At 64.9% G+C, this 19322-nt stretch carries 21 protein-coding genes; 12 read left to right on the forward strand and 9 right to left on the reverse strand.

Annotation, left to right across the window (positions count from 1 at the left end; translation table 11 throughout):
- Positions 1–92 precede the first annotated feature (92 nt).
- Positions 93–1403, forward strand: coding sequence for a diguanylate cyclase (locus N5C28_RS11800; RefSeq protein WP_279822485.1), 1311 nt, complete (start codon positions 93–95; stop codon positions 1401–1403).
- Positions 1404–1407: 4 nt separating this feature from the next.
- Here the strand turns inward: N5C28_RS11800 and N5C28_RS11805 are convergent, their stop codons facing one another.
- Complete coding sequence (locus N5C28_RS11805) at positions 1408–1710, reverse strand: DUF1883 domain-containing protein (protein WP_279822487.1); 303 nt, start codon at positions 1708–1710, stop codon at positions 1408–1410.
- A 101-nt stretch (positions 1711–1811) separates the two neighbouring features.
- On the opposite strand from N5C28_RS11805, the gene N5C28_RS11810 reads away from it, so the two are divergent.
- Genes N5C28_RS11810 through N5C28_RS11820 form a run of 3 tightly spaced genes read left to right on the forward strand, consistent with a single transcriptional unit; the run spans position 1812 to position 3667 of the window.
- Positions 1812–2282, forward strand: coding sequence for an OsmC family protein (locus N5C28_RS11810; RefSeq protein WP_279822490.1), 471 nt, complete (start codon positions 1812–1814; stop codon positions 2280–2282).
- 53 nt (positions 2283–2335) lie between these two features.
- Positions 2336–3382, forward strand: a complete 1047-nt coding sequence (locus tag N5C28_RS11815) for an RNA methyltransferase (RefSeq protein WP_279822492.1) — start codon at positions 2336–2338, stop codon at positions 3380–3382.
- Between the two features lie 60 nt (positions 3383–3442).
- Positions 3443–3667 carry a DUF2970 domain-containing protein gene (locus tag N5C28_RS11820; protein ID WP_279822493.1) on the forward strand — a complete coding sequence of 75 codons (225 nt, stop codon included), beginning with the start codon at positions 3443–3445 and terminating at the stop codon, positions 3665–3667.
- A gap of 1 nt (position 3668) precedes the next feature.
- Here N5C28_RS11820 and N5C28_RS11825 read toward each other — a convergent pair whose 3' ends face one another.
- Positions 3669–4772, reverse strand: coding sequence for an ABC transporter substrate-binding protein (locus N5C28_RS11825; protein WP_279822494.1), 1104 nt, complete (start codon positions 4770–4772; stop codon positions 3669–3671).
- Positions 4773–5395: 623 nt separating this feature from the next.
- Between N5C28_RS11825 and N5C28_RS11830 the strand changes: the two genes are divergently transcribed.
- Positions 5396–7054 (forward strand): nitrite/sulfite reductase, encoded by a 1659-nt coding sequence (locus N5C28_RS11830; RefSeq protein WP_279822495.1) that lies wholly within the window; start codon positions 5396–5398, stop codon positions 7052–7054.
- Positions 7038–7535, forward strand: a complete 498-nt coding sequence (locus tag N5C28_RS11835) for a DUF934 domain-containing protein (protein ID WP_279822497.1) — start codon at positions 7038–7040, stop codon at positions 7533–7535. Before N5C28_RS11830 ends, N5C28_RS11835 begins: the two co-directional genes overlap by 17 nt.
- Before the next feature lie 47 nt (positions 7536–7582).
- Here N5C28_RS11835 and N5C28_RS11840 read toward each other — a convergent pair whose 3' ends face one another.
- Positions 7583–8161, reverse strand: a complete 579-nt coding sequence (locus N5C28_RS11840; RefSeq protein ID WP_279822498.1) for a TetR/AcrR family transcriptional regulator — start codon at positions 8159–8161, stop codon at positions 7583–7585.
- 113 nt (positions 8162–8274) lie between these two features.
- On the opposite strand from N5C28_RS11840, the gene N5C28_RS11845 reads away from it, so the two are divergent.
- Positions 8275–8712, forward strand: coding sequence for a hotdog fold domain-containing protein (locus N5C28_RS11845; RefSeq protein ID WP_279822499.1), 438 nt, complete (start codon positions 8275–8277; stop codon positions 8710–8712).
- Between the two features lie 52 nt (positions 8713–8764).
- Here N5C28_RS11845 and N5C28_RS11850 read toward each other — a convergent pair whose 3' ends face one another.
- Both N5C28_RS11850 and sohB read right to left on the reverse strand, forming a co-directional pair.
- Entirely contained in the window at positions 8765–9754 is a 990-nt protein-coding gene (locus N5C28_RS11850) for a YhdH/YhfP family quinone oxidoreductase (RefSeq protein WP_279822501.1), read from the reverse strand.
- A 25-nt stretch (positions 9755–9779) separates the two neighbouring features.
- The gene (gene sohB / locus N5C28_RS11855) at positions 9780–10799 is read right to left on the reverse strand and encodes a protease SohB (protein WP_279822503.1); all 1020 of its coding nucleotides are present in this window, start codon (positions 10797–10799) and stop codon (positions 9780–9782) included.
- A 214-nt stretch (positions 10800–11013) separates the two neighbouring features.
- Between sohB and N5C28_RS11860 the strand changes: the two genes are divergently transcribed.
- From N5C28_RS11860 to N5C28_RS11875, 4 genes are all read left to right on the forward strand, one after another.
- Positions 11014–11724: a phosphoglycerate mutase family protein gene (locus tag N5C28_RS11860; protein ID WP_279822506.1), complete on the forward strand. Its 711-nt coding sequence runs from the start codon at positions 11014–11016 to the stop codon at positions 11722–11724.
- Positions 11725–11779: 55 nt separating this feature from the next.
- A complete protein-coding gene (locus tag N5C28_RS11865) occupies positions 11780–12094 on the forward strand; it encodes an SCP2 sterol-binding domain-containing protein (protein WP_279822656.1) in 315 nt (104 codons plus the stop codon).
- A gap of 206 nt (positions 12095–12300) precedes the next feature.
- On the forward strand, positions 12301–13368 hold the full coding sequence (locus N5C28_RS11870) for a phosphotransferase family protein (protein WP_279822508.1): 1068 nt from the start codon (positions 12301–12303) through the stop codon (positions 13366–13368).
- A 27-nt stretch (positions 13369–13395) separates the two neighbouring features.
- The gene (locus tag N5C28_RS11875) at positions 13396–14163 is read left to right on the forward strand and encodes an SDR family oxidoreductase (protein WP_279822510.1); all 768 of its coding nucleotides are present in this window, start codon (positions 13396–13398) and stop codon (positions 14161–14163) included.
- Between the two features lie 61 nt (positions 14164–14224).
- On the opposite strand, the gene N5C28_RS11880 is transcribed toward N5C28_RS11875, so the two are convergent.
- Positions 14225–14872, reverse strand: a complete 648-nt coding sequence (locus N5C28_RS11880) for a hypothetical protein (protein ID WP_279822511.1) — start codon at positions 14870–14872, stop codon at positions 14225–14227.
- A 106-nt stretch (positions 14873–14978) separates the two neighbouring features.
- Between N5C28_RS11880 and N5C28_RS11885 the strand changes: the two genes are divergently transcribed.
- Positions 14979–15752: a TSUP family transporter gene (locus tag N5C28_RS11885; RefSeq protein WP_279822657.1), complete on the forward strand. Its 774-nt coding sequence runs from the start codon at positions 14979–14981 to the stop codon at positions 15750–15752.
- Here N5C28_RS11885 and nudC read toward each other — a convergent pair.
- The 3 genes from nudC to N5C28_RS11900 are packed head-to-tail and all read right to left on the reverse strand — an operon-like array spanning position 15726 to position 19102.
- The gene (nudC, locus tag N5C28_RS11890) at positions 15726–16556 is read right to left on the reverse strand and encodes an NAD(+) diphosphatase (RefSeq protein ID WP_279822513.1); all 831 of its coding nucleotides are present in this window, start codon (positions 16554–16556) and stop codon (positions 15726–15728) included. The two genes, N5C28_RS11885 and nudC, sit on opposite strands and share 27 nt — an antisense overlap.
- On the reverse strand, positions 16557–18239 hold the full coding sequence (locus N5C28_RS11895) for a ferrous iron transporter B (RefSeq protein WP_279822515.1): 1683 nt from the start codon (positions 18237–18239) through the stop codon (positions 16557–16559).
- A gap of 50 nt (positions 18240–18289) precedes the next feature.
- Entirely contained in the window at positions 18290–19102 is an 813-nt protein-coding gene (locus N5C28_RS11900) for a crotonase/enoyl-CoA hydratase family protein (RefSeq protein ID WP_279822517.1), read from the reverse strand.
- Between the last annotated feature and the right edge of the window lie 220 nt (positions 19103–19322).

A 19322-nucleotide genomic window follows, 5' to 3' on the forward strand; every position in this document is an offset into this window, starting at 1 on the left:
CGCCAAATGGCGGGCCTTTTACTGTGCGCCGTGCATAATGGCCCGCAGCGATCCTCGAAATTCACCCTGTCGGCCCTGTAGTACCGAACGCGATGACCCAGCTTCTGATCAGCCTTGCCGTTGCCCTGTGTGCCCTGCTCCTGCTGGCCATCCAGGCGTTGCGCATACGGCGACTGCACAAGGCCCTGGCGCACCACGACGCCATGCTCGAACACCTGTCCGAGGGCGTGCTGCTGGTCGATGACAGTGGCCGCATCCGCCAGCACAACCCCATGGCGGTGCACCTGCTGGACAGCGGCGAGGTGCCGCTGTGCGACACCACCCTTGAACACTGGTTGCCGCAACTGGCCGACCTCGACCCGCTGGCGCAGCGGCAGACCATCCATTGCCGCTACACCCAGCGGCCGCTGGAAATCTCGCGCTTCCCCTCGCCGCACACCGGTTCCACCATCGTCCTGCTCTACCCCGTGGCCCAGGACGATGCCGAACGCTTCGAGCGCAGCCAGTACTTCGCCCGCATCGGCACCTGGGACTGGCGCGTGGATACCCAGGAGCTGTACTGGTCCGACGCCATCTACGGCATGTTCGGCCACAAGCCCGGCAGCCTGGTGCCGACCTACGAACTGTTCTGCGCCAGTGTCCACCCCGATGACCGCGAGCGGGTCCGAGCGGGCGAGCTGCGCTGCATCGAGACCGGCGAGAACCATGACGAGGAATACCGCGTCATCTGGCCGGACGGCACCCAGCGCTGGCTGCGCGAGACCGGCAATATCGTCAAGGACGAAGACGGCAACACAGTGCGCATGATGGGCGTGGTGCGTGACATCACCGACGAAAAGACCTGGGCCAATCAGCTGCACCAGCTGGCCCACCACGACTCGCTGACCGGCCTGCCCAACCGCCTGGTGTTCGAAGAGCACCTGGGCAAGGCCCTGGAACGGGCGCGACGCCACACCACGCGGGTGATGCTGGTGTTCATCGACCTCAACGACTTCAAGGCGATCAACGACCAGTGCGGGCATGCCGCCGGCGACCACGTGCTGGTTACCACCGGCGAACGCCTGCGCCATGCATTGCGCGAGTCCGACACCCTGGCGCGCATCGGCGGCGACGAATTCGTGGTGGTACTGGAGGGGCTGGCGGCCGGCACCGACCTGGAGGAGGAAGCCCGCCTGATAGCCGACAAGATCTTCACCGCCCTCGCCCTGCCCCTGCAGCTGGGCGCGAACCAGCAGCGCATCGGCGCCAGCCTGGGGATCACGGTGTATCCCGATCACGCGACGAGCATGGACCGCATGATCCACCTCGCCGACCAGGCCATGTACGCGGCCAAGCGCAGCGGCAACAACCTGTACCGCCTGGGCAGCGAGCTCGAAGGCCACTCGCTGCAGCGGCACGAATAAGGCGTCAGCTCAGGTGCGATGAGGACCGGCGGACGATCTTGATCGAATGCTTGAGCGTCGGTTTGCGGGTGACACTGATCGCCTTGCGCGAAACCGTGTCGATGGTGATGTTCCAGAAACCGGTGCTGGGCACGGTGATCTTCGCCGGGAACTTGTCGAACGCGCCGCCGTGGTAGACATGACGACCGCCGTTCTTGAAACTGCGGAAGTTCGCATCGTTCATCAGGCGGATATTGCAGGTTTGCGAACACTCGATGATGACCAGGTCATCTTCGTTCAAGTGCTCGCGCTGGTGTATGAACTTCATGAACCGCTCCACTGGGCCCTGTCAGCCAAAGCGGAACGATACCACGACACGGTTCGTTCCCCCATCGTCAGGGCCTGCCCAATAGCGCAGGAGGCGCCCCGATGAGTCACTACAGCGCAGAAATTCTCTGGCAACGCGATGAGCAGGATTTCCTCGGCAACCGCTACAGCCGCGCCCACCGCTGGCGTTTCGACGGCGGCGTCGAGGTGCCCGCCTCCTCCTCGCCCCAGGTGGTGCCGCTGCCCTGGTCGGATGCCGGCGCCGTAGACCCGGAAGAAGCCTTCGTCGCGTCCCTGTCGAGCTGCCACATGCTGTGGTTCCTGTCGCTCGCGGCCAAGCAGGGTTTCCAGGTGGAACGCTACGTGGACAAGGCCCAGGGCGAGATGAGCCGCAACGGCGACGGCCGGCTGGCCATGACCGAGGTGGTGCTCTACCCGGACGTCACCTTCGGCGGTGACCGCCTGCCCACCCAGGCCCAGCAACATGCCCTGCACCACCAGGCCCATGAAGAATGCTTCATCGCCAACTCGGTGAAGACCGTGGTGCGCTGCGAGCCGCTGATTCGCACCTGACCGCGCAGCGGGCGCTACGCCTTGCCTGCGGCCAGTGGTAGGATGCGCGCCCCATGCATATCCACGAATTCCAGCAGCAGCTCGTCGACCTCGGCGCCAAACCCCAGCACATCGGGCGCATCACCCGTGCCTGGCTGGCCGGCAAGCCGCTGGACACCGGCACCCGCTACCAGCGCACCGAAAACTTCCTGCCCCTGAGCGTGCGCAACGCCCTGCCGCAGTTGAGCGAGGCACTCGACGGCCTGGTACGCCTGCGTTCGGAACACCCGGGCGGCGACGGCTCGGCGCGCCTGCTGGTGGCCCTGCACGATGGCCAGATGGTGGAAAGCGTGCTGCTGCCCCGCGACGGTCTGTGCGTGTCGAGCCAAGTGGGCTGCGCGGTGGGCTGCGTGTTCTGCATGACCGGCAAGAGCGGCCTGCTGCGCCAGCTGAGCAGCGCCGAGATCGTCGCCCAGGTCGCCCTGGCCCGCCGCTACCGCAAGGTCAAGAAAGTGGTGTTCATGGGCATGGGCGAGTCGGCGCACAACCTCGACAACGTGCTCGAGGCCATCGACCTGCTGGGCACCGAAGGCGGCATCGGCCACAAGAACCTGGTGTTCTCCACGGTCGGCGACCCGCGGGTCTTCGAACGGCTGCCGCGGCAGCAGATCAAGCCCGCCCTGGCGCTGTCGCTGCACACCACCAATGCCGAGCTGCGCCAGCAATTGCTGCCCCGCGCACCGCGCATCGACCCGGAAGAGCTGATGGAGCTGGGCGAAGCGTACGCCCGGGCCGTCGACTACCCGATCCAGTACCAGTGGACCCTGCTCAAGGGCATCAACGACAGCCAGGACGAAATGGACGGCATCCTGCGCCTGTTCAAGGGCAAGTTCGCGGTGCTCAACCTGATCCCCTACAACAGCCTGGAAGCCGACGACTACCAGCGTCCGGACGGCGACCGCATCGTGCAGATGGTGCGTTATCTGCACAGCCGCGGCGTGCTGACCAAGGTGCGCAATTCCGCCGGCCAGGACATCGACGGCGGCTGCGGCCAGCTGCGCGCCCGCGCCGTGGACATCGTCAACACCCGCCGCCTGCACCCGGTGCGCAAGCCGTCCTGAGGCGCCGGGCAGCCCGCGTCAAAGAAGCTACGCTTGTCGTAAAAGCAACGGGAGCGGGCGATGAGCGAGCCGGGCAATGACGACGATAAGCCACTGACCCTCTGGGAGATGCTGCACAGCGTGCTGGCCGCCGCGTTCGGCGTGCAGAGCGGCAAGAATCGCAGCCGTGATTTCAGCCGCGGCAAACCCAGCCACTTCATAATCCTCGGCGTGCTGTTCACCGGCCTGTTCGTGGTGGTGCTGTTCGCCGTGGTCAAGCTGGTGCTGCACCTGGCCGGCGTCTGAGTCACTCCAGCAGCGGCGCCAGCGAGAAGTCATAGCGCTGCAGGCCCGGCCGGTACACCGCACTGAGGCGTTTGAAATCCAGGCCGTAGCCCGGCACCTGCAGGCGTTTGGCCAGACGCGCGGCCTGCTCCTCGTCCAGCGAGCGGAACACCGACAGGGCGCGGTCCTTGCCGCCACGCTGGGCGAAGTCAAGCCCGGCATGGTAGTCGTGCAGCAGCACCATGGCCCAGCCGCCCAGGGTGAAATGGCCACTGAACAGCACCGACACCTCACCTGCCACCCGCGCCTGCAGCACCGCCTGGGAGCTGTTCATGGCCGCGAAGTACACATCCCGCCCCGGTTGCCGCCCCAGCTCCCGCGCCGCCTGCATGGCGCCAAAGGCCATTTCGTCGTTCGCCGACCAGACCACACGAATGTCCTTGTGACGCTGCATCAGGGTGCGGGCCTGCTCATAGGCCCGCGCGCGCTGCCACTCGCCATAGACCAACTGGCGCAGGGTGATCTGCGGGTTGTCGGCCAGGGCGCGGCGCAGCCCCTGCTCGCGCAGGGCCGCCGAGGGCGTCGAGCGCACCCCGGAAAACGCCACCATGCTGGTCGACTGGCCACCGAGCAGGGAAATCAGCTGGCGGGCCATGAGGTAGCCGGCCTCCTCGTCGTCCGGTACCAGGCTGCCGATCCAGTTGGCGTAGTGCTGGCGCGTGCCGCCGATGATGCCCTGCTGCTCGGGCGTGAGGGTGCTGTTCAACGCGAACAGCTTGATCGGGCTGCCGTCGAAGATCCGCAGCAGCTCCGGCGCGGTGTACATCTCGTTGACGAACACCAGGTAGTCCGGCGGTTCCGGCAGTTCGCGGATACGCCGCGCGTGGGCGATCAGGGTACTGGCGTCGCGTTCGCTGTGGGTGACCTGCAGGCGCATGCCGAGGCTCGTCGCCGCCGCCTGCATGAAGTTGGCGCTGTCGATCCAGAAGGCTTCGTCGGAGCGCCCCGGGCTGAGGAAGATCACCGAGGCGGGGGCAACCGTCGGGCGCGTCTCGACCGCGGCCTGGAGCGAGGCACCAGCCGACAGCAGAAACAACACGGTAAGGACAGCGAATACAGCTCTCAACGCACGCACCCCGAAAAAAGCGCGCGCAGTATACGCGGTCTGGCATGGCATTGTGCCGCCACCCATCCGTCGAACGGGAAAAAGCCGGCGTCGGTCGAGCGAGGCCGGCCCTGTCCCGGTGCCGCCAGCGGTGCTACTGCCCGCTGACCCAGAACACCGCCGTGGCCACGACGAGCAGGATGAGGATGAATATCGCCGCCGCATCAACGGCACTGTCACGGTTGTCGCGTTCGGTATGGTCCGTCATCGGCAAGCCCCTCTACTTATGATTATGGGTGGTTCGCCCTGGTAGTTAAGACCACGCAGGCGCGGTGCTCAAGCGACGCAGTTATGCACGGCGCCTGACTTAGTACTTAAAGTTCTTTCCATATACTCAAACTTCACTTTTGCGCATAACCCTGAGCTGGTATCTTCCTCCGGCTCCGCCAGGAGTGCGCGGCCGTGCGCGCAGATTTGCTGTAAAAGGTCATTGAGACGTGTCGCAAGAAACGTCCGGCCAGGGCGAAATCGATCCACAGGGCCCGATGTCGACGCACATCGGCACCCGGTAGGCGTTTTCCACACCCCAGGCCCGGCGCCCCGCCCTCGGTGACCTGGTAAGCAGCCTGATAACAGGACACTTCATGTACGTATACGACCAGTACGATCAACAAATCATCGAGGACCGCGTCAAGCAGTTCCGTGATCAAACCCGCCGTTACCTGGCCGGAGAGCTCAGTGGCGAGGAGTTCCGTCCCCTGCGCCTGCAGAATGGCCTGTACATCCAGCGCTACGCGCCGATGCTGCGCGTAGCCGTGCCCTATGGCCTGCTGTCCTCCAAGCAAGTGCGCATGATGGCCAAGATCGCCCGCGACTACGACAAGGGCTATGCGCACATCAGTACCCGCCAGAACGTGCAGTTCAACTGGCCGGACCTGGAAGACGTCCCCGAGATTCTCGCCGAGCTGGCCACCGTGCAGATGCACGCGATCCAGACCAGCGGCAACTGCATCCGCAACACCACCACCGACCAGTTCGCCGGCGTGGCCAAGGACGAGATCATCGACCCGCGCCCCTGGTGTGAAATCATTCGCCAGTGGTCGACCTTCCACCCCGAGTTCACCCACCTGCCGCGCAAGTTCAAGATCGCCGTCAACGGCGCCGTGAGCGACCGCGCCGCCATCGAGGTGCACGACATCGGCCTGGAAGCGGTGAAGAACGACGCCGGTGAGCTGGGCTTCCGCGTGTCCGTCGGTGGCGGCCTGGGCCGTACCCCGATCGTCGGCAGCTTCATCAACGAATTCCTGCCCTGGCAGCACCTGCTCGGTTACCTCGACGCCATCCTGCGCGTGTACAACCGCTATGGCCGCCGGGACAACAAGTACAAGGCGCGCATCAAGATCCTGGTCAAGGCGCTCACCCCCGAGGTCTTCGCCGAGCGCGTGAATGCCGAGTGGGCCAACCTGAAAGACGGCCCCACCACCCTGACCGAGGCCGAAGTGGCCCGCGTCGCCGCGCACTTCATCGACCCCGAGTACCGTGCCCTGCCGGACGAGGACGCCGCCCTGGCGCAGCTCGACGCCGAGCACCCGGGCTTCGCCCGCTGGCGCCAGCGCAACACCTTCGCCCACAAGAAGCCGGGCTACGTCGCCGTGACCCTGTCGCTCAAGCCCACCGGCGTGGCGCCGGGCGACGTCACCGACAAGCAGCTCGACGCCATCGCCGACCTGGCCGATCGCTACAGCTTTGGCGAGGTGCGCAACAGCCACAACCAGAACATCATCCTGGCCGACGTCGAGCAAGCGCAGCTGTTCACCCTCTGGGGCGAACTGCGCGAGCAGGGTTTCGCCACGCCGAACGTGGGCCTGCTGACCGACATCATCTGCTGCCCGGGCGGCGACTTCTGCTCGCTGGCCAACGCCAAGTCGATTCCGATCGCCGAAGCCATCCAGCGCCGCTTCGATGACCTGGACTACCTGTTCGACATCGGCAACATCGACCTGAACATCTCGGGTTGCATGAACGCCTGCGGCCACCACCACGTGGGCCACATCGGCATCCTCGGCGTGGACAAGAAAGGCCAGGAGTTCTACCAGGTGTCGCTCGGCGGCAGCGCCGGCCGCGACGCCAGCCTGGCGCAGATCCTCGGCCCGTCGTTCGCCGAAGCGGACATGGCCGACGTGATCGACAAGATCATCAAGGTCTATGTCGAGCAGCGCAGCGAAGAAGAAAGTTTCCTCGACACCTTCCGCCGTATCGGTGTCGACCCGTTCAAGGAGCGCGTGTATGCAGCGAATCATTAAGAATGGCCAGGTCCTCGACGAGACCTGGCACCTGCTGCCCAAGGACGCGACCCTCGACGGCGTGCCGAACTGCGACGACCTGATCGTCCCGCTCGGCCTCTGGGTCGAACACGCCCACGCCCTCAAGGCCCGCGACGGCGGCCTGGGTGTGTGGCTGGATGCCGGCGAAGAAATCGAGGAAATCGCTGATCAATTGGACAACTTCCAGGTGATCGCCCTGAACTTCCCCGCCTTCACCGACGGCCGCCACTGCTCCACGGCGTACCTGCTGCGCACCCGCTATGGCTACAAGGGCGAAGTGCGCGCCATTGGCGACGTGCTGCGCGACCAGCTGTTCTCCTACCACCGCGTGGGTTTCGATGCCTTTGCCCTGCGTGCTGACAAGGACCCGGAAGACGCGCTGAAAGCCTTCGAGGAGTTCAGCGAGGTCTACCAGGCCTCCGCCGACCAGCCGCTGCCGCTGTTCCGTCGCCGCGCCTGAGCGACGACCGGACAGTAAAAGCCCCGCATTTGCGGGGCTTTTTCGTTTCAGGCCCGGACGCTGTCCCAGGCCACCCGCGCCAGCACCTCGCGGCAGTCGGCGAAGGCCGTCTGGGTGCGTCCCGCCAGCCAGTTGCGGGCAAAATCATGGGCCGGGCCGATCACCACCGAGGCGAAGCAATCGGCCGGCAGCACCTTGAACGCCCCCTGTTCACGGTACACCGCCAGCGCCTCGTAGATACGCAGGAAGTGCTCGCGATTGGCCTCACGCTGCTGCTCGGCCATCTCGCCCGCCTCGACCCTCCCACGGCTGTGCAGGATGAAACGCGCCCAATCCGGGTTGGCCACCACCCAGTCCACGTAGCTGGTCACCAGCAGGCGCACGCAGGCCTCGGCGCTGTCGGCCGTGGCGAAGCCGTCCTGCAACAGCGCCGCATACTCGGCGGTACCCGCCAGGTAGAGCGCCGCGATGATCCGCTCCTTGTTGCCGAAATGGTGATAGAGGCTGCCGATACTGGCGCCGGAACGATCCCGGATCATCTCGATGGTGGTGTTTTCCACCCCGAACTCGGTGAAGCAGGCCAGGGCGGCCTGGAGGATTTCATCTTTTCGCGAACGATGGGCCATGCGGTCCTCTGCAACAATCCGACTAGAATAATATTCTAGAAATTAATTCTATTGCTCGTATACTGCCTGGGCGCGCGCACTCGATCAAACCCATGTTGCCCAGGAGAAAGCCCATGAGTCAGATGTTGCAGATGTTCCAGCAGGCCGGGCCGGCCCAGTTCAGCGCCATGATCGGCCAGGTCGCGCCCTACTTCGCCAGCATTGCCCCGCAGATCGTCGAACTGCGCCCGGGGTACGCCGAAGTGACCTTCGCCAAGCGCCGTGAAGTGCTCAACCACATCGGCACCGTGCACGCGATCGCGTTGTGCAATGCCGCCGAGCTGGCCGCCGGCACCATGACCGATGCCTCGATCCCGAGCGGTTGCCGCTGGATTCCGCGCGGCATGAGCGTGGAATACCTGGCCAAGGCCGACGGCGACATCCGCACGGTGGCCGATGGCAGCGGCATCGACTGGAACCAGATCGGCGACGTGACGGTGCCGGTGCAGGCCTTCGTCGGCGACAAACCGGTGTTCCGCGCCGACATCACCATGTACGTCAGCCGCGCCTGAATGCGCAACGGCCCGGATCAACCGGGCCGTTTGCTTCAATGCATGCTGGTGCTCAGTCGAGCCGCACCAATACCCGCCCGACCAGCTCACCCGCCAGGATCCGCGGGATCGCCTGGGGCAGTTCATCGAGCGCGACTTCGGTGACCAGCGCGTCCAGGTCGAGCTTCCACTGCAGGGACAGCTTGTCCCACATCGACGCCTTGACGACCAGCGGCAGCTCCACCGAGTCGACCCCCAGCAGGTTGACGCCACGCAGGATGAACGGCAGCACGCTGCCCTTGAAACCGACCCCGGCGGTCAGCCCGCAACAGGCCACGCTGGCGCCGTAACGCAGCGACTTGACCACGTTGAACAGGATGTCGCCGCCCACGGTGTCCACCGCCCCGCCCCACTGCTCCTTGAGCATGGGCTTTTCGGCACCCTCCTGCAGGGCACTGCGCGGCACCACCTGCTCGGCACCCAGCGCCTTGAGGAAATCCGCCTGGGTTTCCTTGCCGGTGGAGGCCGCCACCGTGAACCCGAGCTTCGCCAGCAAGGCCACCGCCACGCTGCCCACGCCGCCGGTGGCACCGGTGACCAGGATCGGCCCGGCATCCGGCGTGACACCAGCCTGCTCGAGCTTGTCGACGCACAGCGCAGCCGTCAGGCCGGCGGTGCCGAGCACCATGGCCTCGCGCAGCGACAGGCCCTGGGGGCGCTTCAACGCCCAGGCGGCGGGAATGCGGATGTACCGGCCAAAACCGCCGGCGGTGTTCATGCCCAGGTCGTAGCCGGTGACGATCACCTCATCGCCGACCGCAAACTCGGCCACGCTGGATGCTTCCACCACCCCGGCGGCATCGATGCCCGGGGTGTGCGGGTACTGGCGGGTGACGCCGCGGTTGCCGCTGGCCGACAGCGCGTCCTTGTAGTTCAGCGAGGAGTAGCGCACGCGAACCAGCAATTCCCCGGCGGGCAATTCGGCCACATCGCGCTCGACCAGCACCTGCTCGAACGTTCCTGCTGCGGTTTCCCGCGCCTGCAGCGCAGTGAATCTGCTCATACCTTCCCCCTCGACTGAATGGAATTCACCAGAAGCGTTGCTGATTGAGACGGCTCAACCAGGTCAGGGCGAAGCGGTCCAGCGCCACGCTGGCGGCCAGGCCGACACGCTCCTGCAAGGATTTCTTCTCGGCATAGTGCACCTGGAACAGGTCCGCTTCCTTGGCGCGCTCGGCCAGGTATTCGTCACTGGTCTTCAGTTCGTCGACCAGCTGTTTTTCCAGGGCCGACATGCCGAGCCAGACTTCGCCGGTGGCGATCTCGTCGATGTCCAGCTTCGGGCGGTAGCGGGCCACGAAGTTCTTGAACTGCTCGTGGATCTCCAGCAGGTCTTCCTGAAATTTCTCCCGGCCCTTCTCGGTGTTCTCGCCGAACACGGTCAGGGTGCGTTTGTACTCGCCAGCGGTGTACACCTCGAAATCGATGTCGTGCTTCTTCAGCAGGCGGTGCACGTTCGGCAGTTGGGCGACCACACCGATCGAACCGATGATGGCGAACGGCGCGGAGATCACCTTCTCGCCAATGCACGCCATCATGTAGCCGCCGCTCGCCGCCACCTTGTCGATGCAGATGGTCAGCGGCACGCCGGCCTGGCGGATACGCGCCAGCTGCGAGGACGCCAAACCGTAGCTGTGCACCATGCCGCCGCCACTTTCCAGGCGCACCACCACCTCGTCCTGCGGGGTGGCCATGCTCAGCACCGCGGTGACTTCATGGCGCAGGCTGTCGGTGGCCGAGGCCTTGATGTCGCCATCGAAATCGAGCACGTACACCCGGGGCTTCAGCACACCGGCTTTCTTGGCCTGCTTGGCGGCCTTGCTCTCGGCCTTCTGCGTGGCTTTCAGCTGGTCCTTGTCGAGGATCGATTGTTCCAGGCGCTGGCGCAGTTGCTTGTAGAAGTCGTTGAGTTTGCTGACCTGCAATTGGCCACCGCCCCGGCGCCCCTTGCCCCGTACCGCCGCGAGGGCGACCAGCACCACCACGATGGCCACCACCAGGGTGACGGTCTTGGCCAGAAATCCCGCGTAATCTGCAAAAAACTCCACACGTTTCCCCTTGTACGTGGATATCGGTGCCCGCTGCCGCGCGGCACCCGTAACGCCCAAGCATACCGACGGCATGGTAGGACGGCCAGCCGCAGCCGCAGCCTTTGCAGGCCGCACGGCGTCAATTCAAACAAGCGTATGTTTTTTCGTTGACAGGTCCCTCGGCTTACCCCTACCCTCGCGAAACTTTCAAGGTACCGGGACGCGAGCGGACGTGGGCAGCATCTACCTGATTCGACATGGCCAAGCCTCGTTTGGTGCCGACGACTACGATGTCCTGTCGCCGGTCGGCGTTCGTCAGGCCGAAGTGCTCGGCTCGCACCTGGCGCAGCTCGGCCTGCAGTTCGACCGCTGCGTGAGCGGCGAGCTGCGCCGCCAGCAGCACACCGCCACCGCCGCCCTCGCCCAGCTCGAAGCCGCCGGCGTGGGGATTCCGGCGCTGCAGGTGGATGCCGCCTTCAACGAATTCGATGCCGACGCGGTCATTCGCGCCCTGCTGCCCGACCTGCTGCCCGAAGAGCCCGAAGCCCTGCACGTGCTGCGCAACGCCGCGCAGAACCGCGCGGAATTCCAGCGCCTGTTCGCCCGCCTGATCGGCCGCTGGATCTCCGGCGAGCAGGACAAGGAAGGCCTGCAGAGCTGGCAGGGTTTCGTCGAACAGGTCCGGGGCGGGCTCGACCGCCTGCTGGCAGACGCCGGCAACAAGGACAGCATTGCCGTGTTCACCTCGGGCGGCACCATCACCGCCCTGCTCCACCTGATTACCGGCGTTCCGCCCGCCAATGCCTTCGAGCTGAACTGGCAGATCGTCAACACTTCACTAAGCTGCCTGAAGTTCCGTGGCAGCCAAGTGAGCCTGGCTTCCTTCAACAGCCATGTGCATTTACAGCTGTTGAAGGCGCCGGAACTCATCACCTACCGCTGAGTTCCGGCCTACTGCAGCCGCAAGGCTGCGCGAAAAAACCGAGAAAAAGGATAAGATCATGAGCGTTGCTGACATCGTCCAAACCATGCAATCCAAGTTCAACGCCAGCGCCGCTGCAGGCCTGGATCTGGTGTTCCAGTTCAACATCGAAGATGGCGAAAACTACGCCCTGATCGTCAAGGACGGCACCTGCGCCGTCGAGCAAGGCGACAACCCGAACGCCAACGTGACCCTGATCATGGACAGCGAAACCCTGAAAGGCATCACCAGCGGCGAAACCGACGGCATGCAGGCCTTCATGGCCGGCAAGCTGCGCGCCGAAGGCGACATGATGCTGGCCATGAAGCTCGGCGAGCTGTTCCCGGTCTAAGCTTCAGCGGCCGCGAAACCGAAAGAAACCGGAGTCCCGTGCTCCGGTTTTTTTTCGCCTGCAGGCCGCGCGGCGGCATGGATCAGGCAGCTTGATTGCGGGGCAACACGCCCGCCTATAACGGCACGTATCGCTTGTGACGACACCGGGGCAGCATTAGATTTACCTATGTTGCAGGGCAACCATTATAAGTAGAAGGGATAAGCATGGCGCTTAATGATCAGTCCACTCACATCCGCGAAGGCGAAGAGCTCGACGCGACGATCATCGATGCCTACCTCAAGGCACACATCTCCGGCCTGACCGGCGAACCCCGCATCAGCCAGTTTCCCGGTGGCGCGTCGAACCTGACGTACCTGATCGAATACCCCGACAAGGAATTCGTCCTGCGCCGCCCGCCCTTCGGTCACAAGGCCAAGTCCGCCCATGACATGGGCCGCGAGTACCGCATTCTCACCCAGCTCAACGCCGGCTTCCCCTACTGCCCGAAAGCCTACGTGCACTGCACCGACGAATCAGTGCTGGGCACCGAGTTCTACGTGATGGAACGGGTCAACGGCATCATCCTGCGCTCGGACATGCCGGCGGAGCTGAACTTCGACGCCGACAAGACCCGCGCCCTGTGCAAGAGCTTCATCGACAAGATGGTCGAGCTGCACAATGTCGACTACCAGGCCTGCGGCCTCGGTGACCTGGGCAAGCCCGAAGGTTACGTGCAGCGCCAGATCGGTGGCTGGAGCGACCGCTACGAGAAAGCCCTGACCCCGGACGCGCCGCTGTGGGAACCAGTCAAGGCCTGGCTGCGCGACAAGATGCCGGCCGACCATGCCAAGCCCGGCATCGTGCACAACGACTACCGCTTCGACAACGTGATCCTCGACCCGCAGAACCCGAGCCAGATCATCGGTGTGCTCGACTGGGAACTGACCACCATCGGCGACCCGCTGATGGACCTGGGCAACACCCTGGCCTACTGGATCGAAGCCGGCGACCCGCCACCGGTCCAACTGATGCGCCGCCAGCCGAGCAACGCGCCGGGCATGCTGACCCGCCAGGAGTTCGCCGACTACTATGCCGAGCGCGCCGGCATCGAGATCAAGAGCATCGATTTCTACTACACCTACGGCCTGTTCCGCCTGGCCGGCATCGTGCAGCAGATCTACTACCGCTACTACCACGGCCAGACCCAGGACAAGCGCTTCGCTCAGTTCATCCACATGAACAAGCTGCTGGAGCAGATGAGCTTGCAGGTCATCGGCAAATCGACCCTGTAACCGGCCTCACACCACAAGGAATCCGCAATGTCCAAGACTCAACTGTTCGACCTCGACGGCAAGATCGCTTTCGTTTCGGGTGCCAGCCGCGGGATCGGTGAAGCCATCGCCAAGCTGCTCGCCCAGCAAGGCGCCCACGTCATCGTGTCGAGCCGCAAGATCGACGGCTGCCAGGCCGTGGCGGACGCCATCGTTGCCGAGGGTGGCAAGGCCACCGCCATCGCCTGCCACATTGGCGAAATGGAGCAGATCACCCACGTATTCGCCCAGATCAAGGAGCAGTTCGGTCGCCTGGACATCCTGGTCAACAACGCCGCCACCAACCCGCAGTTCTGCAATGTGCTGGACACCGACCTGGGCGCGTTCCAGAAGACCGTCGATGTGAACATCCGCGGCTACTACTTCATGTCCATCGAAGGCGGCAAGCTGATGAAGCAGAACGGCGGCGGCAGCATCATCAACGTCGCGTCGATCAACGGCGTCTCGCCGGGCGAGTTCCAGGGCATCTACTCGGTGACCAAGGCCGCCGTGATCAGCATGACCAAGGTCTTCGCCAAGGAATGCGCGCAGTTCGGCATTCGCTGCAACGCCCTGCTGCCGGGCCTGACCGACACCAAGTTCGCCTCGGCCCTGACCAAGAACGACGCCATCCTCAAGCACGCCCTGCAGCGCATTCCGCTCAAGCGCGTGGCCGATCCGAGCGAAATGGCCGGCACCGTGCTGTACCTGGCCAGCGATGCCTCCAGCTACACCACCGGCGTGGCACTGAACGTCGACGGCGGTTTCCTCTCCTGAAAACGCAACCGGGACCGCACTGCGGTCCCGGTCTGCTGCCTCGCTACACCCTTCTTTCGACTTACTGCCAGTCCTGCATCGCCTGGTTGGCCGCCTGGTTCATGGGCTGGGCCAGCAGGCCGGTGGGCGTCAGGCTGACGCTGTACACCGCGTCATCGGCAATCGGCAGGTAGGTCACCCGCAGGGCCTGCGGGTCGAACATGAACAGGTCATGCTGGCCCAGGCGCAGCCAGCGCCACAAATCGACACCGTAGGGGCTTTCCGCCAGCTCGGCCTGGGCATGCTGCGCCAGGGACTGCTGCTCGATCGCCAGGAAACGACCGGAGAGTTTTTCCAGGCGGTAGCCCGGCTCCAGGCCGATCAGCGCGGCGAGGCCTTTCCACTGCAACAGGCGCGCATCCAGCTGCCAGAGGTCGCCTTCCAGGGTTACGGTCCGCTCCTGGCTGCCTTCCAGCACGCTGACCCGGTAATAGGGGCCGTCGGCCTTGAAGCTCAGGGTCGCCAGGGGTTTGTTTTCCGGCAGCGTCCGGTAGCTGTACAGGTCGTAGGCCACCAGCCCGACCAGCCCGGCCAGGGCAAGAAATGCCAGGCCGCAGGTGCCCCGCAACCAGCCGAGAAACCACTGGCTATTGAGCAGAATCCGGGCCGCGATGAACACCGCCAGCAGTGCCAGCAATGCCGTTGCCCAGGCCAGACCGTCGTATTGCATCGACGCCATTCCTTGTAGATGAAAATGCCGGCATTATGCGCAGCTGTTCTGCTGCAGAACAGCGGGATCACCACGCAATCTGACACAGGTCGTCTTTTTTATGCCCCTGCCCTTCGAGCTGGCCGTTGACCCAACGACGCTGGTCATTCTCACGTGCGTTGCATTCGTCGCCGGCTTCATCGACGCGATCGCTGGCGGCGGTGGCCTGCTGACCACCCCGGCCCTGCTCACCGCCGGCCTTCCGCCGCACCTGGTGCTCGGCACCAACAAGCTCAGCTCGACCTTCGGCTCGGCCATGGCCAGCTACACCTTCTACCGACGCAAACTGTTCGACCCCAGCCAGTGGCGCAACGCCCTGATCGGCACCGCCGTCGGCGCCTTTCTCGGCGCGATCATCGCCCAGTGGCTGCCGGCGGAATGGCTGAACATGATGCTGCCGGTGGTGGTATTCGCCTGCGCGCTCTACCTGCTGTTCGGCCGCACCCCGGATGCGCCGCTGGACCCGGACGCCCCGATCCCGCGCTACCGGCAGTGGCCGCAGAGCCTGAGCCTGGGTTTCTACGACGGGGTGGCCGGTCCGGGTACCGGGGCATTCTGGACCGTCAGCAACCTGCTGATGTACCCCCTGGACCTGCTGCGGGCCAGCGGCGTGGCGCGCAGCATGAACTTCGTCAGCAACGCCTGCGCCCTGTCGATCTTCATCGTCAGCGGGCAGGTCGCCTGGGTGCTGGGGTTGTGCATGGGCGTGGCGCTGAGCGTCGGCGCCCTGCTCGGCGCGCGCACGGCGATCAAGGGCGGTTCGAAGTTCATTCGCCCGGTGTTCATCATGGTGGTGCTGGCGCTGACCGCTCGCCTAACCTGGCAGCACTGGCTCAGCTAGACCCAGGCGGCGGGCGACATAGGTGTCGATCAGGTAGCGCGCGATGGAGCGCGTGGCCGGCAGCGGCGGAAGGTCGTGCACGCTGAACCACTGGGCATCCTCGATTTCGTCGGCCTGCATGACGATCTCGCCACCGGCGTATTCGGCGTGGAAGCCAAGCATCAGCGAATGCGGGAACGGCCAGCCCTGACTGCCCAGGTACTGCAGGTTGGTGACCTGCACACCGACCTCCTCCTGCACCTCCCGGGCCACGCACTGCTCCACCGACTCCCCCGGCTCGACGAAGCCGGCCAGGGTGCTGTAGACCCCGGTGACAAAGCGTGGCGAGCGGGCCAGGAGAATCTCGTCGCCGCGGGTCACCAGCACGATCATGCTCGGTGACAGCCGTGGGTAATGATGGATATCGCAGTCAGGGCACAGCATGGCGCGCTCGCCCGACAGCGGCTGCATGCGTCCACCGCAGCTGCCGCAGAAGCGATTCTGCCGTGCCCAGGTGCCGATCTGCGTGGCGTAGCTGAGCATGGCGAAGGTGTCGGCATCGCCCTGCAGCATGTGCTGGCGCAAGCCCTGCCAGGCGGCGCCGGGCAATTCGGCGGGGTATTCGAGTTCCAGCAGGTACACCGCATCGCCATCGAAATGGCCGATGCCGTGTTCGGCGATGATCGGCAGGTCCTGCTTCTTCAGCCATTCCCGGGGAAACAGCACACCGTTGCTGTCACCCAGGAACTGCTGACGGCAATGGACAACCACCCAGCCGCCCGCCTGCTGGCTGTCGAGCCGGGCCGACTGCCAGCGCGTGGCCACTTACGCAGCCACCTGCAGGCCCAGGGCGCGCACGCTTTCCGACGCGAGGTCGAGCACACTGGGCTGGGTTTCCGGCCGCAGGACGGCGCCGGCTTCGAGGTAATACTCCAGGCTGGTCAGGGCATCGGCCAGGGTTTCCAGCATCTGCTCGGACGGCATCTGCGGGGCGTCCAGCATCTGCTCCTGGATGTAGTCGGAGCACGCACCGACCAGCAGCGCCGCGCGCTCCTGCCCGAGGAACCACAAGCCGCCACGCACCGCCTGCAGGCTGAACGGCACGTTGGACAGGTGCATGCGGTCGCCGTTGGATTCCAGGTAGGCGGTGATGGCGCGCTTGGCCAGGGCCAGGCCGGCCTGGGCCTCGTCGACCACCACGATGCGGGCTTCATTGAGCTGGTGGAAGGCGAAGGACTCGGCCTCGTTGCCCGGCTGCGCCGCCGTCGGGCGAATCTCGCGGCGCTCGTCGCCGCGCTCCAGGCTGGCGACCATGCCCTCGACATACAGCACGGCATCGGCCAGCTTGTGCAGCTCTTCGGTCTGCGGCGGCTGCTCTTCGCTCCAGCCCGCCACCACCTGCAACTGCGCATTCAGCGAGTTACCGGCAGAGCTCAGGCCGACCATGCCCAGGGTCTTGCTCAGGCGGCCCAGCAGGGCGTGCAGGTTGCCCAGGCTGTCCATCTGGAAGGTGCCGCGCTCAATCAGGTCGAGCATGTCCTTGACGCTAGCCAGCTCTTCGCGAATCGCCGAGCTGAGCGAGCGCATCACCGACTGCCCGGGGCCGGACAGGCGACGGTACTCTTCTTCCAGCAGGTGATCGGTGAACGGCAGCGGGGTCAGGCCGAAGACCTCGCGCAGCGAGGCCACCTGCGGGCCATGGCTGTCGGCCAGGGCGACCAGGTACAGCAATTCCTTGAGCAGGCTGCGCGGCGCTTCGTAAACGCTGTTCCCGAGCATCTGCTTGAGCTCGCGATCGAGGCGCGAGAACAGCTGCTTGCGCGACTTGCGGGGCAGCAACTGGCCATCGATCTGCGCCTCGACCGCCGCCGCGGCGATCCAGCACAGACGCCCGCGCGGCTCGTTGGCGTACAGGGTATCCAGGCGCCCCATGGCGCGGTTCATCAGCTTCAGGCTGGCTTGCGGGTTCTGTTCGCGGATGAAACCGAGCAGACCGACCTGATACATGTGACGCAGGCGACGCCCTTCGCTTTCCTTCGCGGCCGCATCCAGGCTGGCCGGTACGGAGCGCGGCCGGGCATGGTCGAGGCGTACGCTGAAGAAGAAACTTTCCGGCAGCGGCGGCTGGTTGCCAGCCTGACGCAAGTTGTTGATGGCCGGCAGCAGCAGCTCGGGCATTTCCTGGCGGTGGGCGTCGACGTTTTCCAGGTAGCGGCGCAGCACGTGCAGGGCGTTACTCAGGGCCGACAACTGCGTGTCGCGCTCTTCGCCGGCGCCTGCCGGGATATCGGTGGCCTGGTCAAGCACTTCCTGGGCCAGCAGTTCGGCCCCGGCCAGCTCGATCAGGTTGAGCGTGCCGCGCACCTGCTGCAGGTTCTCAACGGCCTGTTGCAACAGGCTGCCGTTGTGCCGCTCGGCAATGAACTGTTCGAGACTCGACTCAGCCTCCTCCATGGTGGTGAACAGCTCATCACGCACCAGGCTGAGCGACGTGGCTCCAGAAACCATGAGCTAGTGCGCCTCCCGCGCAGGTAGAAAAATCAGTTGCTGAAGTAGCATCAGTCGGCGAACTCCGGTTTCTGTTTGCTCATGTGCGCGGCCATGGCCACGCGCAAATCACTCGATTGCAGCATCGCGGCGTTCCAGGTGGCGACGTACTCGAGGCCGTCGTCCACGCGGTGGTCGCGCATGTAGCGAATCATTTCCTTGGTACCCCGGATCGCAATCGGCGATTTCGCGGCGATTTCCCTGGCGATGGCCATCACGCCCTCCAGCAGGGACTCGGTGTCGTCATAGGTGCTGTTGACCAGGCCGATACGCTGGGCCTCGTTGCCGTCGATGGTGCGGCCGGTGAAGGCCAGCTCGCGCATCATGCCGTCGCCGATGATGCGCGGCAGGCGCTGCAGCGTGCCCACGTCGGCAGCCATGCCGATGTCGATCTCCTTGATGGAGAACTGCGCATCGGTGGTCGAATAGCGCATGTCGCAGGCCGAGATCAGGTCGATCGCGCCGCCCAGGCAATAGCCCTGGATCGCTGCCAGCACCGGCTTGCGGCAGGTGTCCACGGCATTGAACGAGGCTTGCAGCTCGAGGATCTTGCGGCGCAGGGCCTCGGCATTGCGGCCCACGTCCTTGCCCAGCTGGCTGCCGACCTGCGCCAGCATCATCAGGTCGATGCCCGACGAGAAATGCTTGCCGGCGCCCGACAGCACCACCACCCGGACCTCATCGGTCGCGTCGATCCAGCGGAAGACCTCGATGATCTCCGTCCAGAAGTCGGCGTTCATGGCGTTGATCTTTTCCGGGCGGTTGATCACCACGTGGGCAATCTTGTCTGCCAGCTCGACACGGAAGGCTTTGTAGTCAGACACAGCAGTCATCCTCGGCAGCGGGCGCGCGACACCCAGAAAATTCTGACAGTTAAAACCGAGCAACTATAACAAGCGAGGCACAAATGTCGATGCCACGAAGCGTGACACACGCCACGTCATCGCAGTTAAGTCCGAGTTTCGCTCTTGACGTTAAGCAGTTGATCTAGCGGGAGATCAGCCGGCGCGCTCGGGCCTGCCACGGACGGGCAGGCCCTGCCCT

Source organism: Pseudomonas sp. GD03944 (assembly GCF_029839275.1).
In the GTDB taxonomy this organism is placed as follows: domain Bacteria; phylum Pseudomonadota; class Gammaproteobacteria; order Pseudomonadales; family Pseudomonadaceae; genus Aquipseudomonas.

Coding starts and splice junctions, on each gene's coding strand:
- N5C28_RS11880 (WP_279822511.1), bottom strand. CDS start 14,872: ATGCAATACGACGGTCTGGCCTGGGCAACGGCATTGCTGGCACTGCTG.
- N5C28_RS11830 (WP_279822495.1), top strand. CDS start 5,396: ATGTACGTATACGACCAGTACGATCAACAAATCATCGAGGACCGCGTC.
- N5C28_RS11850 (WP_279822501.1), bottom strand. CDS start 9,754: ATGAGCAGATTCACTGCGCTGCAGGCGCGGGAAACCGCAGCAGGAACG.
- N5C28_RS11845 (WP_279822499.1), top strand. CDS start 8,275: ATGAGTCAGATGTTGCAGATGTTCCAGCAGGCCGGGCCGGCCCAGTTC.
- N5C28_RS11835 (WP_279822497.1), top strand. CDS start 7,038: ATGCAGCGAATCATTAAGAATGGCCAGGTCCTCGACGAGACCTGGCAC.
- N5C28_RS11815 (WP_279822492.1), top strand. CDS start 2,336: ATGCATATCCACGAATTCCAGCAGCAGCTCGTCGACCTCGGCGCCAAA.
- N5C28_RS11820 (WP_279822493.1), top strand. CDS start 3,443: ATGAGCGAGCCGGGCAATGACGACGATAAGCCACTGACCCTCTGGGAG.
- N5C28_RS11840 (WP_279822498.1), bottom strand. CDS start 8,161: ATGGCCCATCGTTCGCGAAAAGATGAAATCCTCCAGGCCGCCCTGGCC.
- N5C28_RS11800 (WP_279822485.1), top strand. CDS start 93: ATGACCCAGCTTCTGATCAGCCTTGCCGTTGCCCTGTGTGCCCTGCTC.
- N5C28_RS11810 (WP_279822490.1), top strand. CDS start 1,812: ATGAGTCACTACAGCGCAGAAATTCTCTGGCAACGCGATGAGCAGGAT.
- N5C28_RS11875 (WP_279822510.1), top strand. CDS start 13,396: ATGTCCAAGACTCAACTGTTCGACCTCGACGGCAAGATCGCTTTCGTT.
- N5C28_RS11895 (WP_279822515.1), bottom strand. CDS start 18,239: ATGGTTTCTGGAGCCACGTCGCTCAGCCTGGTGCGTGATGAGCTGTTC.
- N5C28_RS11870 (WP_279822508.1), top strand. CDS start 12,301: ATGGCGCTTAATGATCAGTCCACTCACATCCGCGAAGGCGAAGAGCTC.
- N5C28_RS11805 (WP_279822487.1), bottom strand. CDS start 1,710: ATGAAGTTCATACACCAGCGCGAGCACTTGAACGAAGATGACCTGGTC.